Origin of the sequence: Paenibacillus validus NBRC 15382 (assembly GCF_004000985.1) — a bacterium.
Taxonomy (GTDB): domain Bacteria; phylum Bacillota; class Bacilli; order Paenibacillales; family NBRC-103111; genus Paenibacillus_G; species Paenibacillus_G validus.
Window position 1 is genome coordinate 1 of record NZ_BIMH01000042.1, and the last position, 14,128, is coordinate 14,128.

The following is a 14,128-nucleotide window of genomic DNA, read 5'->3' on the forward strand; positions in this document are numbered from 1 at the left end:
ATAATAATAATAATCAATCAAAGGGAGGAAATTTGGTGAATATGCAATCCCGGCTTGAAGTGGAAGAATTGGATTACTTAACAAAAAATTTTCATTTATCCATCAAGCCATTGCCATATTCAACGGATTGTATTCGATCTGTCGATTTGCTTGACGGTAAAAAATGTGCGTCGTATTTGGATGAATTATCAAGTGTTCTCCGGTCTCCGTCAAGAATGATTACCGCTTCGCAGTTCTCCAAGAGGTACGCCTTTCTAACCCTGACTACCGGTTTATATGCCATGACGATGTACAATAAAGGATTGGATTTAGGTATCGAAAATAGCCTTCTTGAATCGTCCGTAACCCACAATAAATCTTGGTCGACCAGGATATGTGCGCCAGATTTGCATGTTACCGAACCTGCGGCTGGGAAACGGGATGAATGGCGTAATGAAACGATAAGAAATCTCTTCGCAGGGCATTTGGCAAAACTGTGGCGTTCCATTTCTGAAACCGCCAACATTCCAGTGGCTATTTTATGGGAAAATACCGCAGTTCGTTTATATTCGCTGTATGAGAAACGAATGGGGGAAGGGGCCAATTCACAAGAAAACAAGCGCATACAGGAGGACTTCGAATATCTGATAAGTAAAGCGCCAGGGACCGTATTCGGGGAAACGGACAATCCCATGGAAAAGTTTTACTTTCCTGCATGTATGACTTCTTCTGCAAATCAACCGGTTCGTATTCGAAAGACTTGTTGTTTCTATTATAAAGTTTCCGCGAACGAAAGCTACTGTTCAACCTGTCCGAAAGTAGTTAAGAAACACGAATGACTTGATAGGGAGAAGCTTGCAAGAACGCTCCGCTTTACTATAATGAAAGTGAGTTTTTTTAAGAGAGGACCGTGTTGTTATTGTGGAAACGTGGACTCACTGATCCGGAAGAAGTACGGATATGGTCGGGTCTTATTTGCCGCTGCAACTGTTCTGAAGGAAGGATAAAATCGTATCCGAACAAGGAATTCGCGATAGATTTGTCGAAATAACATGTAATGAGAATGATTATTATTCACAGAAAAGGACGAGTGCAAATGAATAACAGCTCACATCTTTCAACGCGACTCGCTGCTTGCCTGTATAAACTGGAAGATAGTCAACACGTAATTTCGAATGAAACCTTATTTCAGCATGATAATTCGTTGTATGGAATGTTGTTGTTTATGGAAGCTGAAGGAGACATTGTCATCGACGGACGGAGCTATCCCTTACAGCGGCAAAAGATTTTCATCGTATCTCCCGGTGCCTATGTAAAACTGTCCATTCACCCAAGTAGCCAAGCAGATTATTATTACATAAAGTTTTATGCGCTGCAACCTGCGGATCCGGGTCATTTTGTACTTGCGGAACTGAAATGTCCGGATGAACTATATACTGCTCATTTTCAGTTTCTGGCCGACATGGTTCAAGAGATGGAGAAAAAACATCGCAGTGACAGTAGCTGGGATGTCATGAAAGCGAATATGATGTTTCAAGAAATGATAGTCGCGCTATTCAAGGATACCATTCATGAACAGAAGTCAGATTTGAAACAAGCGATTCATCTCACCTTGGAATATATGGAACAATACTATCCATTACATATTACCCGAGAGAAGCTTGCTGAAATCGCAGGTTTGAGTGCGGATTATTACTCACGGGCATTCAAGAAACAAGTCGAAAAAAGCCCGATGGAATATTTGACTGAAATTCGGATTAGCCAAGCCAAGCAATTGCTGGTTCAGTCTGACGGATCGTTTCGTTCGATTGCCCACAGCGTCGGCTTTAGCGATGAATTTTATTTCAGTCGCAAGTTTAAAGCAGAGACAGGTTACTCGCCGATGTCTTATGTGAAAAAAATCAAATATTCCAGCAAAATTGCTTCACTTAATCATCAAACAACAGGTCATTTGATTGCGCTGGGCATCGAGCCTTATGCCGCTGTCATCAATAACGCTTATCCGATCACCGCCCGGTTGCGCAACACAATTGCTGTCGGCCACTCCAATCCTGATTTGGAAAGACTGGTGACTGCCAAGCCAGACTTAATTGTGGCGAGCGGTTCTCGCCATGTGGAAAAATCTCAAAAAGAGAGAATATTTAATCAAATCGCCCCGACGATCACTCTTCATTATTCTAATGACTGGAGAGTTCATTTTCAGACCATAGCTAAGATCGTTGGCAAAGAAAAGGAAGCAAACGGTTGGCTGGAGCGTTATGAGCGAAAAGCGGAAACGATTCGAAAACAAATAAAAAGCAAAATCGGAGATGAAACCTTCTTAATCGTTGGTATTGGCGAAGGGAAAATGTGTGTGTATGGTCTACGAAACATGGGGACGGTGCTGTATGGCGATTTAAAGTTGACCGCTCCCCAAGGGGTGCCGGGTATTGCCCACTATAAGGAGGTAACGCTGGAGGATTTGTTTGAGTTTGAAGCGGATCGGATCCTATTAACTAGCTATAGGCACAATGGGACTGCACAGATGGATCAGGCGATCCGAAATGAAGTAGGTGCGTTATATGACAACAAACAATGGCATGCTTTAAAAGCAGTCAGGAACAGAAAAGTTTATTGTATGTATGACAGCCAGCATCTCTATACGAGCTATAATGCGCTGTCTCATGACTTATTTCTGGACAAAGTGCATCAGCTGCTGATGTCGGATGAGGAGTAAAAAAGCGGACATCCGCCATGAACTGCTGAAATATCGGAAAAGTCCAAAAAGTAATCATTAATATCCATGTTCTTTATAGATTACTCTCTTATAATGAGAATAAGAATCAATATCAATACCATACGTTCAACAAGAAAAAGGAGAGGTACAAGGATGGTTAGAAGTAACAAATATGGATTAGTACTAGCAGCGATTTTTCTATTTATGTTCGTGATCGCTGGTTGCGGGGGGAATCAGCAAGGGGGAGCAGTTTCTCAGCCGACACAAGTACAAGAAACTGAGAATCAAGAGGCCAGAGTCATTCAACATGCCATGGGTACTACGGAAGTTAAAGGTACACCTAAGAAAGTGGTCACGCTGTTTCAAGGAGCTACGGACGCTGCCTTAGTGCTGAAAGTTAAGCCTGTGGGAGCCGTTGAATCCTGGATAGAACAACCTTGGTACAATTACATCAGAGCCCAGATGGAAGGGGCAACCAACTTGGGCTCGGAAAACCAGCCCGACTTGGAAAAATTGGTTTCACTTCAACCGGACTTGATTATCGCTTCCAAAACACGCCACGAGAAAATTTATCAGCAATTATCGGCCATTGCGCCAACCGTCATGACAGAAGAGGTACATCTGTGGAAGGATACGTTGAAACTGTCAGCAGAAGCTCTAAACAAAAAGGAAGAAGAGAAACAATTTCTGACAGAGTGGGAGCGAAAAGTAACTGATTTCAAGGGGAAAATGGGTGATAAATTAAAATTGGAAGTGGGCATTGTTGACTTTCGAGTGGATCATGCCCGAATTGTTTATACCGGGTTCTCAGCTCTCGTTTTGGATGAGTTGGGAATTGCCCGTCCTGCTAGTCAGAGGGGAACAGAATGGGGAGTTCAGCTCTCATCCAAAGAAAATATTCCGCAAATGGATGCAGATATCATATTTGATCAAACGAGTACGACAAGAAATGACGGTCGACTGGATTTGAGAAAAGCATGGAGCGAGCATCCGCTGTGGAAAAATTTGAAAGCCGTTCAAAACAATAGAGTATTCGAGGTAGATACGGCGGTATGGAATAACGGCTCTGGTCCGTTAGCAGCTATGGAGATGCTGGATGATCTCTATGCTTTCTATGGATTGAAATAATATAGTTAAATTAAAGAGGCTGTTGACGAGCGCTGGTGTCAACAGCCTCCAATGAGTTCACTCGTTTCATACCGCTTCGTGTTATGAAGGCTATGGAGGGAATGAACCTCAAAGAGGAGGGTCTTTGTGAATCCATTATTACACCAGACACCTTTAAGAGCGCTGGGTTTGGTGTTTGGTTTTTTTATACTTATGATCTCTTTTATACTAAGTATCGTCCTTGGAACAACGGAGATAAGCTTTCTAACGGCTGTCGAGTCATTTACCCATTATGATATGTCATCGAACGAACATGTGATTATCCAAACGACCCGGTTCCCCCGCGCCATATTTGCAGCTCTGATCGGGGGGAATTTAGCCGTTGCAGGGGCTCTGATGCAGGCGTTGACTCGAAATCCTTTAGCTTCTCCAAGTATTTTCGGGATTAATTCGGGTGCCGTTTTTTTTGTTATATTGGCGTTAACGTTTTTCCCCGTCTCTTCCCTGGATCAATTGGTATGGGTCGCCTTTTTGGGAGCGGGTATTGGCGCTTTGACCGTTTATTTCCTCGGTTCCCTGGGCAGGGACGGATTAACTCCACTGAAAATTGTGTTAGCCGGTGCAGCTATGACGGCCTTGTTTACCTCGTTTACTCAAGGCATGCTGGTTGTTAATGAAGCCAGCTTACAAAATGTTTTGTTTTGGTTAGCGGGTTCTGTCGCCGGCAAATCGGCTGAGGGATTAATTCCGGTCTTACCGTATATGGTATTCGCCGGGATCACCGCATTGGTACTGGCACAGCCTGTCAACATCCTGACTTCGGGAGAGGATGTCGCCAAGGGATTGGGGCAAAGAACGGGCCTTGTGAAAATTTCAATTGCGGTTGCGGTCATTTTATTGGCGGGAAGCTCTGTTGCGGTTGCCGGCTCCATCGGATTTGTAGGTCTCGTTATTCCGCACATTGCCCGTTTCCTGGTGGGTATTGATTATCGCTGGGTTATTCCTTACAGTGCCGTACTGGGGGCTATCTTGTTGTTACTTGCAGATATCATTGCTCGGTTTGTGATTATGCCTGGAGAGATTCCGATCGGAGTGATGACGGCTTTAATCGGAGTGCCATTTTTTATTTACACTGCGAGGAAGGGGTTTCGCTCGAAAGGGGTTTCGCCATGAAGCAGTTAATCGTTGTTCGAAGCAAAAAGGGACAGTTTTCTTTTCTTGTGCAGAAAAGAACGGTGATTCAGCTCTCGGTGTTAACGGCAATGTTGATCGTTGTATTTGTTATGAGTCTGGGGCTGGGCAACAAGGGTACTTCACCAGTGGACGTGCTCAAAACGTTACTTGGGCAAGGAACAGCCGTAAATTCGTTGATTATTGGCACTTTAAGGCTTCCTCGTATAATAGTTGCTGTTCTGGTTGGAGCGGCTCTGAGTGTTTCCGGATCGATCCTTCAGGGAATTATCCGCAATCCGCTAGCCTCGCCGGATATTATTGGGATTACAGGGGGAGCCGCGTTTGCGGCAGTGGCTTTTTTTACCTATTTTGCCGGTACGGTCAGTATCCAGTGGCTCCCGGTAGCAGCCTTTTTGGGGGCTGGCTTCGTTTCGATCGTGATTTATTTGTTGGCATGGAATAAAGGGGTTACATCAACGAGGCTGGTGTTGATCGGAATTGGGATTTCAGCGGCGACCAGTTCTTTAACGATGTTAATGATTGTTCTCAGCCCTATTAAAGCAGCCAGTCAAGCCTATATTTGGTTAACTGGAAGTATTTACGGTGCATCGTGGGATAATGTGTATGCCTTGCTGCCCTGGGTGATTGTTTTTATTCCTTTGGCACTCATTTATTCGAGAAACATCAATGTTCAAGAACTAGGCGACGATGTCGCGAAAGGTGTAGGAGCTTCTGTTCAACTTCACCGATTCCTGCTGCTGATCATCAGTGTGGCGTTGGCGGGTTCAGCCGTGGCTATTGCTGGAGCGATCGGGTTTATCGGCTTAATTGCTCCGCATATCGCCAGAAAGCTCGTAGGTCCTTCTTTTGGCGGCTTAATTCCGGTTGCGGCTCTTATTGGCAGTCTTATGCTTTTGATTGCCGATACGTTTGCTAGAACGGCCTTTCTTCCACTCGATATTCCTGCGGGTGTGTTTACTGCAGGTGTAGGTGCTCCTTTCTTTATTTATCTGCTTTATAGAAATCGCAATAAATAGAGTTGCACTATTCGTACGGAAAAATGACAGGGTTTGAAATGCAGCCTTTTTTGGAATCCTACTCCTATCAAGATAGACGTGAAGGAGTGAGGTGATGAAAGAGGCTGTTATCACTGCAATAACAAAAGCAACAAGCAGAAAATCCCTTTATCATTTTACAAGAGTAAGGAATTTGCCGGCTATTGCTCATTTTGATGCTCTATTGTCCAGTTATAACCTAAATCCCCACGGTGCAGGTGAGCGCCGATCAGAGGCCAAGGAAGTGAACTATCATGAATATTCGGTTACAATAAATGCTCATTTAAGGATTCCTGACAGTATGATAGATGCTGAAACCACACAGGAACAATTTCGGGCTTGTCTGGATCGGCATGTATTTTTTTGGCCCACATTAAAGGATTGTCAGAAAATGATGGACACTTATACGCGGAGAGAACCGGATGAAAGGTTTGCCATTCTGGAATTCGATGCGTATTTCTTATTATTGGAGCATTATTCAGCAGTGAAGTTATCTAAATACGACTCGGGGAGCTCGCCGCGGTTTCCGACTCTCTGTTCTTACAAGAAGAGTCCAGATATGTTTCTACCATTAAATGGCTTCAAGATCATACTGAATAACATCGTGCCGACAAAAGCGTCCGAAATACGGGAGATACTCATCGAAGATCAGGTTATCAACGTGTCAAAGTATTTACGGGCTGTTTACGTCGATAATTGTAAAGTTATACCTGAGTGCTGGAGAGATCGGGCGAAGCCTTTGGCGGATTTGCAAGTCATGAAATCAAGATGAATGCATCGCTTACAGAAGTTGCTTAATCCATAACCTCATAAAACCTCATATCGAGCGGAGAACTGCAAAAAAAGCTGGTGGATCTCAATAGATCCTGCAGCTTTTTTTAGATTGTAATATCGTATTCTTCAATTTTTCTGTACAACGTCGTTCTTCCGATTTCCAATAGAGCTGCGGCCTTGCTCAAATTCCAGCCCGTTGCCTGCAATGCCCTTTTGATTGCCTCGATTTCCGCCTCTTTAAGCGAAGGGACGGGATCATCGGCAGCCTGAGCCTCCCGCCGCCCGGTTTGACAGTCGGTTTCGAACTGCAGATGTTCGGGGCGAATGGGACTTCCCTCGGCCAGAAAAGCGGCCTGAATAAGGACGCTGTTTAATTCGCGAATGTTTCCGGGCCAAGCATACTGCAAGAGCTTATTTGCCGTTTCTTTCGATAAATGAGGGTTCGGATCGTTATGGCTGCGCAGCAAATGTATGGCAAGCTCAACGATATCGCTTCTTTCGCGGAGTGAAGGCAATGTAATTTGAATTCCTTTCAAACGGTAATAAAGATCGGCGCGAAACCGTCCTTCCTTGATTTCATTTTGCAAATTTTTATGAGTCGCTGCAATGATTCTTATATCAATGGGCTTACTTTTGGCACTTCCGACGGGGGTGATGGTGCGTTCCTGCAAAACCCTCAATAGAGCCGCCTGTGCGCGCAAAGACATATCGCCGATTTCATCCAACAAAATCGTACCCTTATGGGCAGCCTCGAATTTCCCGGCATTTCCTTCCCGATTGGCTCCCGTAAATGCGCCCCGCTCATAACCGAACAATTCGCTTTCCACCAGGCTGTCGGGTATTGCGCTGCAATTAACGGCTATGAAGGGTTGATTCGAACGCAAACTGGCCGAATGAATGGATTGCGCAAACAATTCTTTTCCGGTGCCGCTTTCTCCCAACAACAGAACCGGAAAGTCGGTGAGAGCCGCTTTGTAGGCCAGTTCTTTTTTCTGTATGAGGCTTGGGCACGATCCGGCGATATCGGAAAAAGTATACATGCGATTTACGCTGATCACTTTTTTTTGAATCGCTATGGAACGCCAAACTTTTTGTTGATGATCGTGTATTTCTTCGATAAAAAATCCTTCGATGCCGGAGAATTCATGGCCGATGGCATCCTTGCCTAAAATCCGGAGAGCGGCTTGATTGGCGCGAATGATTCTGTTTTCGTGATCCAGCGAAAGGAGCGGAAGCGGATTGTTTTTCATCGAATATTCCAATTCCTTCAAAGTGATGAGATGTTCCTTCCTGGATTCTTCGATGAGAAGTTGGTTCTGCAATGAATCCGCGGCCATCGTTGAGAGAGAAAGACTAAGCGCATTATAGTTTTCCTGTTTGCTGCTGAAATTGATGGCGCCCAACAACTCCCCGGTCGGACTGAACACAGGCGACGATGCGCAAGTAAGGAAATGATTCAACTGGCAGTAGTGTTCTTCGGCATGAACGCGGACAGGTATTCTTTCGTTAATGGCAACCCCGATGGCATTCGTTCCCTTTCTGTTTTCAGCCCAATTGGCGCCCACCTGGAGCTGAACCGCAGCCGCCCGTTTGGAGAATTCAGGATCTCCGACGGAATAAATAATATTGCCTTGAGCATCGATAAGAAGGGCCACTTGTCTCGATTGCTTAATGAAGTGCTCCATTTTCCCGAAAATATGTGAGGTATGCTTAATCAGAGCCTCATTCTCTTTAAGGATTTCATGAATTTGCTTTCCTGTAACCAATTGATCATCCACAGGATCCATCTGTTTCAATCCATATTGTTGACAACGCTTCCAAGAGCTCGCCACAACTTCTGAATGCTTCCTTATTTCCAGAGATGACAACGTAAGCACCTCCACACACAACATGTGTGATATTGATTGTAGTATAACATAATGGATATCCAGATGTGCCCATTTAAACAAGATTGTTTCAAAATGTTACACCTTACCGACGGTACGATTTGATCAAATTCGGACACCGAGAGACACCGTTTCCGTTTCACATAGGAGCACTGCTTCGCAACAATTCTATTCGGCAAATCAGAAAAAAACACCATTACGCATTGGATTTCAGTGGAGTGGTGATTCAGCTAAATCCAATAACGTAACGGTGTTTTGTGTGTCACTGGCACAATAAATTCAGCGGCAAGCGCTTACATTATTAAAATGTCAAGACGATCCGTCCGTTAATGTTTCCTTTTTCCATACGTTCAAAAATTTCATTGATTTTTTCCAGTGGCTGTGTTTCGATGATCGCTTTCACTTTGCCGCGGGCAGCGAAATCCAAAGCTTCTTGCATGTCTTTTCTTGTACCGACAATCGAACCTGTTACTGTAACGCCGTTGAGAACCGTATCGAAAATCGGGATCGGCAATTCGCCGCTCGGAAGACCGACTACCACCAGTGTGCCGCCGCGTCTTACAGAACGATACGCTTGTTCAAACGCTTTCGGAGTCACTGCCACGCTCACTGCAGCATGAGCGCCGCCGACTTTGTTCTCGATTTCCTCTACCGGATTTACCGACTTGCCGTTTATGGTAAGATCGGCTCCCAGCTTCTTGGCAAGTTCCAATTTATCGTCGCTGATATCGACTGCAATGACGTTAAATCCCATAGCCTTCGCATATTGGAGCGCAATATGTCCGAGACCTCCAATGCCATAGATCGCCACCCATTCTCCCGGCTTTGCACCCGTCACCTTCAGGGCTTTATAGGTGGTTACGCCTGCGCATAAGATCGGGGCAATTTCTTCATCCGATACGCCGTCCGGGATTCTCGCGACATAGGCAGCAGGTGCGACGCAATATTCCGCGTATCCCCCATCGACCGAATAGCCGCCATTTAATTGGCTTTTGCATAACGTTTCCCAACCGGTCAAGCAATACTCACATTCGCCGCAAGCGGAGAACAGCCACGGAATTCCAACCCTGTCCCCGATGTTTATGGAACTTACTCCCGGACCGACTTTTTCTACATAGCCAACGCCTTCATGACCAGGGATCAAAGGAAGTTTAGGTTTCACGGGCCAATCCCCATGAGCGGCATGCAGGTCGGTATGGCAAACTCCGCAAGCTGTGATTCTTACCAGTACTTCTCCTTGTCCGACATCCGGAGTCGGTACTTCTTTGATTTCCAGCTTTTGATGAAATTGATTTACAATAGCAGCTTTCATTTGAATCCTCCTTCAAAATGAACGAATATGGTTGCTTGGCATGCAACACTTTCATACATACGCAAAACCCATGCCAACCCCAAAAACGCAGAAACGCTATGTTTTTATCATTGAAATGACGAAAATTCGGCCGTTAAGCCGAAAAAACGGCTGACCTATCATTTTTTCGGCATTTTATAAAATATTTTCCAAAAAGTAAAATAACAAAGTACAATAGCAATGAAGGAGGAAGATCCATGGGTATTTTCAAATTCATGACACCCGAAATTATTTTCGGTACGAATGCTCTGAGTCAAATCGGGGAAAGCCTGCTTCGATTGGGAGCGAAAAAGGTTTTTGTTGTCTCCGATAAAGGCGTTCTGAATTCCGGTTGGGTGGAACTTGCCGTCCGCTATTTGAAAGAATGTAAACTGGACTACTGCTTATGGACGGAACTTACCCCCAACCCCAAGGACTATGAAGTGGAAAAAGGCGTTCGAACCTATATGGAAAGCGGTTGTAATTCGGTTGTCGGGATCGGAGGAGGAAGTGCAATTGATGCCGCAAAATCAGTTGCCTTACTTGCAACCAATAGCGGGACGATCCAACAATATGAAGGTGTCGATCTCGTAACCAGGCCGCTTCCGCCAATGGTCATGGTGCCGACGACTGCAGGGTCGGGATCGGAAGTTTCCCAGTTCTCCATTATCCGCAATTCCAAACACAAGGTGAAAATGACCATTATTTCCAAATCGTTAATTCCCGATATTGCGATCATTGACCCGCAGACCTTGATGACGAAAGATGCGCGTTTAACGGCGCATACGGGTATGGACGTTTTATCACATGCCATTGAATCTTATATTTCTCTAGCGGCTACCCCGATGACTGAAGGGTATTCCTTGCAAGCGATTCGCTTAATTGCCAATTACCTTCGGCCTTCCGTGGCAAGCCAACACAATCGTGAAGCGAAAGAAGCTATGGCGATGGCAAGCCTTCAGGCAGGTATCGCTTTCTCCAACTCGATTTTGGGAGCGGTTCATGCCATGTCACATCAACTAGGCGGTTTGCTGGATCTGCCGCATGGGGAGGTAAATTCTATTTTGCTGCCTTATGTATTGGAGTATAATTTGATCTCTTGTCCCGAGAAATTTAAAAACATTTCCGAGGCTTTCGGTGAGAACGTGGACGGTCTCAGCCTGACTGCAGCCGCCAGAAAGGCGATTGGAGCCGTTAAAGAATTGGCCGGCGATCTCGGCATCTCTGATTCTTTGTCCAGTTTGAACCTGAAAGAGGAACAGATTGATTTTATGAGCCATAATGCGGTTCATGATGCCTGCATGACTACGAACCCGCGGGATATGAAGGCGGCGGATGTGAAAATGTTGTTCCGCCTTGCTCTGGGGAGTGCCTTCTGATGTCGGGCAAACAAGAGTTGATTGACAAGTTAACAGGAATTAAATCTTCACGAAAAAGTTACTACAGTGAATTAAACGCTATCGTCGAAGAAATGAAGAAAAAGAACAAGCAGCTGGAAGTCATTAACCGGTTAACGCAGATCCATGTGGACAAATCCTGGGAGGAAGTCAGCAGCTATCTGGCAGCCCAATTATCACAAATTCTTTCTTTCGACCGGTTTGTCTTGACACTTATCGACCATTCCGATCTGTTGTTTTATATTTCGGAGCCGGAAGCGGCGAACTGGTCTTGCCGTTTTGTCAAAAGGCGAATGGTGACGAAGACGGCCATGTCGATTGAAGAATTTAAAAAGCTGCTTAAAAAGGAAATACCGGATCATTACGGCACATCCGTTTGTTTGCAATATCAAGCCGGAAACATCTATGGATTTCTTACTCTTTTGAATCAGGAGAAAGTAGAGTACCCCCAAGAGGAGCTTGAGCTTTATAGGCGTATGGGAGAACATGTGCGAATCTCCATTGAAAACATCCACTTGTTTAAAGATGTGAGCGAGAAAGTCAACATGGAAGCGCAGCTGATCCAGTCTGCAAAGATGGCTGCTTTGGGAGAGATGGCTGCGGGGATCGCCCATGAATTGAACAGTCCGCTAACCGCCATTCTTGGAAATGTCCAGCTTCTGATGCGCGACATGAAAGACGGGCGTCCGGGCAAAATGCTGGAGGATATTTATCAGTGCGGCCTGCGCAGCAAAAAAATAATACAAAATTTATTGACATTCTCTAGACAAGAAGAATATCAATTAGAAACCATGCACCTTTCCAGTTTGATAGAAGACGTATTAGGGCTGGTGGGGTATCAACTGGCAGTTTCCGGTATTTCGATACGGAAAGAAATAGATCCGACACTTCCTCCTGTCAGAGGGAGCCGCAATCAAATCGAACAGGTGTTGATTAACCTCTTTCTTAATGCGAGAGACGCCGTTCAAGGAAAAAGCAACCCGGAAGTGATCATTGGAACTTGCCTCGCCGGTTCAGAGGACCGGCCATTCGTTTCCATCTATGTGCTCGACAACGGAGTTGGCATTGAAGAAGACTATGTATCTCAAATATTCAATCCTTTTTTTACAACGAAGGAAAGCATGAAGGGTACCGGTCTGGGACTTTCTGTGAGCCTAGGCATTGCCGAGTCCCATGGAGGAAAGCTTCTGGTAGACAGCAGGGTGGGCGAGTACACCCGGTTTTCCCTTCTGCTGCCGATCCAGGAAAATGAAGGAGGTGAAGAATATGAGAAGGGTGCTAGTAGTCGATGATGAAATCGAAGTGACCTCTTTTTTTCGATATTTTTTGGAAGATAAAAGCTGTGACGTGGCGATTGCGAATTCAGGGAGGGAGGTAGATGAGCTGCTTCACCGGCATCCATCTCCGTTTCACCTGGCTCTTGTGGATCTGAAGCTGCCTGATGCCAATGGATTGGATTTGTTGGCCAAAATTAAAACCAAGTACCCGGACTGCGAAGTCATGATCATGACCGGTTACAGCACCGTCAAATCAGCAGTACTGGCCATACAGGCGGGGGCGAAAGACTATTTGGAAAAGCCGTTTGATGACCTGGAGAGTCTTGAAAACATCATCAATTCGGTATTACTGAACCCCGTCGGCAATACGGAAAAACTGAACATGGAAGCTGCGCAATACGGAATTATTTATACGAATTCAAGTCCACTGCAGAAAGTCATAGCCGTAGCGGAAAAGTTGGCCAAGAAAGCCATCAACATTTTGATCGAGGGAGAGACGGGCACCGGCAAGGAATTGATGGCCCGATTCATTCACGGCTCCAGTCTGAGGGCCCCATATCCGTTTGTCGGTATCAATTGCGGGGCGGTGCCGGAAAGCCTGATGGAGAGTGAATTGTTCGGTCATGAAAAAGGGGCATTTACCGGAGCGATCAAGACCAGGAAGGGATATTTCGAGCTTGCTAACAACGGAACTCTCTTCATGGATGAGATCGGAGAGGCACCGACTTCCATTCAGGTAAAATTGTTGCGTGTGTTAGAGACAGGAGAGTTCATGAGGGTAGGCAGTGAAGAGATCCAAAAGAGCAATGTGCGGTTCATCTCAGCCACAAATCGAAATTTGGAAACCGAGGTCGAAAACAAACAATTTCGCGCTGACCTCTTATACCGGTTGGAGGGAGTGAAATTGTCCATTCCTCCTTTGCGGGAAAGACCCGGGGATATTCCGTTGATTGCGCAGTCCTATCTTGACAAAAAATATGGTGGCGACTGCCGGCTTGATTCGGATGCAGCGGAGATTTTAAAAATGTACGATTGGCCCGGAAACGTGAGACAACTCCTCAATGTGCTCAATCAGACGCATGCCATTCACGAATGCAAGTGTTTAAAGGCTGACCATCTTCCGCCATATTTGCTGCAAAGAGCGGAGCATCCCGTCAACCAAATGCCGATTGATCGGCAAATCGAAGATTTTATTGAACGGGAAGCCGAGCAATTTGTGCAAAGTCTGGTAAATGGCTTAAGCCATGTCGAGCAGATCCATTTAAAAAAAGTAATGGACAGAATCAGAAAGATGGAAAGGGAAATCGGGAGAAAAGTGATTGAAAGAAGGTTGTCCGAGACAAATAGAGACAGGCAATTGTTGAGTAAGAAATTAAATATCTCAATAAGGACACTCCGATATATTTTAAATGAGAAGTAACGAGAGCCGTTGCT

At 45.3% G+C, this 14,128-nt stretch carries 11 protein-coding genes; 9 read left to right on the forward strand and 2 right to left on the reverse strand.

The features are described 5' to 3' along the window. The 6 genes from PVA01S_RS20790 to PVA01S_RS20815 all read left to right on the forward strand — a co-directional run. Positions 1–818: IucA/IucC family C-terminal-domain containing protein (locus PVA01S_RS20790; RefSeq protein ID WP_218029651.1), on the forward strand; the 818-nt coding region annotated here is incomplete at its 5' end. A 257-nt stretch (positions 819–1,075) separates the two neighbouring features. Continuing rightward, positions 1,076–2,695 carry a helix-turn-helix domain-containing protein gene (locus PVA01S_RS20795; RefSeq protein WP_127609211.1) on the forward strand — a complete coding sequence of 540 codons (1,620 nt, stop codon included), beginning with the start codon at positions 1,076–1,078 and terminating at the stop codon, positions 2,693–2,695. A 153-nt stretch (positions 2,696–2,848) separates the two neighbouring features. Next, complete coding sequence (locus PVA01S_RS20800; RefSeq protein WP_127609213.1) at positions 2,849–3,823, forward strand: ABC transporter substrate-binding protein; 975 nt, start codon at positions 2,849–2,851, stop codon at positions 3,821–3,823. A gap of 126 nt (positions 3,824–3,949) precedes the next feature. Beyond that, positions 3,950–4,975: a FecCD family ABC transporter permease gene (locus PVA01S_RS20805; RefSeq protein WP_127609215.1), complete on the forward strand. Its 1,026-nt coding sequence runs from the start codon at positions 3,950–3,952 to the stop codon at positions 4,973–4,975. Beyond that, entirely contained in the window at positions 4,972–6,012 is a 1,041-nt protein-coding gene (locus PVA01S_RS20810) for a FecCD family ABC transporter permease (protein ID WP_127609217.1), read from the forward strand. Before PVA01S_RS20805 ends, PVA01S_RS20810 begins: the two co-directional genes overlap by 4 nt. Positions 6,013–6,106: 94 nt before the next feature. Then, positions 6,107–6,802, forward strand: coding sequence for a DUF7002 family protein (locus PVA01S_RS20815; RefSeq protein ID WP_127609219.1), 696 nt, complete (start codon positions 6,107–6,109; stop codon positions 6,800–6,802). Positions 6,803–6,908: 106 nt separating this feature from the next. Here the strand turns inward: PVA01S_RS20815 and PVA01S_RS20820 are convergent, their stop codons facing one another. Continuing rightward, entirely contained in the window at positions 6,909–8,591 is a 1,683-nt protein-coding gene (locus PVA01S_RS20820; RefSeq protein WP_230876256.1) for a sigma-54-dependent Fis family transcriptional regulator, read from the reverse strand. 400 nt (positions 8,592–8,991) lie between these two features. Then, positions 8,992–10,002, reverse strand: a complete 1,011-nt coding sequence (gene adhP, locus PVA01S_RS20825; protein WP_127609223.1) for an alcohol dehydrogenase AdhP — start codon at positions 10,000–10,002, stop codon at positions 8,992–8,994. A 236-nt stretch (positions 10,003–10,238) separates the two neighbouring features. Here adhP and PVA01S_RS20830 point away from each other — a divergent pair, with 236 nt between their 5' ends. Genes PVA01S_RS20830 through PVA01S_RS20840 form a run of 3 tightly spaced genes read left to right on the forward strand, consistent with a single transcriptional unit; the run spans position 10,239 to position 14,114 of the window. Next, on the forward strand, positions 10,239–11,399 hold the full coding sequence (locus PVA01S_RS20830; RefSeq protein ID WP_127609225.1) for an iron-containing alcohol dehydrogenase: 1,161 nt from the start codon (positions 10,239–10,241) through the stop codon (positions 11,397–11,399). Then, positions 11,399–12,709 carry a sensor histidine kinase gene (locus PVA01S_RS20835; protein ID WP_127609227.1) on the forward strand — a complete coding sequence of 437 codons (1,311 nt, stop codon included), beginning with the start codon at positions 11,399–11,401 and terminating at the stop codon, positions 12,707–12,709. Before PVA01S_RS20830 ends, PVA01S_RS20835 begins: the two co-directional genes overlap by 1 nt. Continuing rightward, positions 12,684–14,114 (forward strand): sigma-54-dependent transcriptional regulator, encoded by a 1,431-nt coding sequence (locus tag PVA01S_RS20840; protein ID WP_127609261.1) that lies wholly within the window; start codon positions 12,684–12,686, stop codon positions 14,112–14,114. The genes PVA01S_RS20835 and PVA01S_RS20840 overlap by 26 nt, the downstream gene beginning before the upstream one ends. Positions 14,115–14,128: the final 14 nt, after the last annotated feature.

What these genes read in the sequence shown, in the direction of transcription:
- PVA01S_RS20795 (WP_127609211.1), top strand. Translation starts at nt 1,076, where the DNA reads ATGAATAACAGCTCACATCTTTCAACGCGACTCGCTGCTTGCCTGTAT.
- PVA01S_RS20800 (WP_127609213.1), top strand. Translation starts at nt 2,849, where the DNA reads ATGGTTAGAAGTAACAAATATGGATTAGTACTAGCAGCGATTTTTCTA.
- PVA01S_RS20810 (WP_127609217.1), top strand. Translation starts at nt 4,972, where the DNA reads ATGAAGCAGTTAATCGTTGTTCGAAGCAAAAAGGGACAGTTTTCTTTT.
- PVA01S_RS20815 (WP_127609219.1), top strand. Translation starts at nt 6,107, where the DNA reads ATGAAAGAGGCTGTTATCACTGCAATAACAAAAGCAACAAGCAGAAAA.
- PVA01S_RS20820 (WP_230876256.1), bottom strand. Translation starts at nt 8,591, where the DNA reads ATGGATCCTGTGGATGATCAATTGGTTACAGGAAAGCAAATTCATGAA.
- adhP (WP_127609223.1), bottom strand. Translation starts at nt 10,002, where the DNA reads ATGAAAGCTGCTATTGTAAATCAATTTCATCAAAAGCTGGAAATCAAA.
- PVA01S_RS20830 (WP_127609225.1), top strand. Translation starts at nt 10,239, where the DNA reads ATGGGTATTTTCAAATTCATGACACCCGAAATTATTTTCGGTACGAAT.
- PVA01S_RS20835 (WP_127609227.1), top strand. Translation starts at nt 11,399, where the DNA reads ATGTCGGGCAAACAAGAGTTGATTGACAAGTTAACAGGAATTAAATCT.
- PVA01S_RS20840 (WP_127609261.1), top strand. Translation starts at nt 12,684, where the DNA reads ATGAGAAGGGTGCTAGTAGTCGATGATGAAATCGAAGTGACCTCTTTT.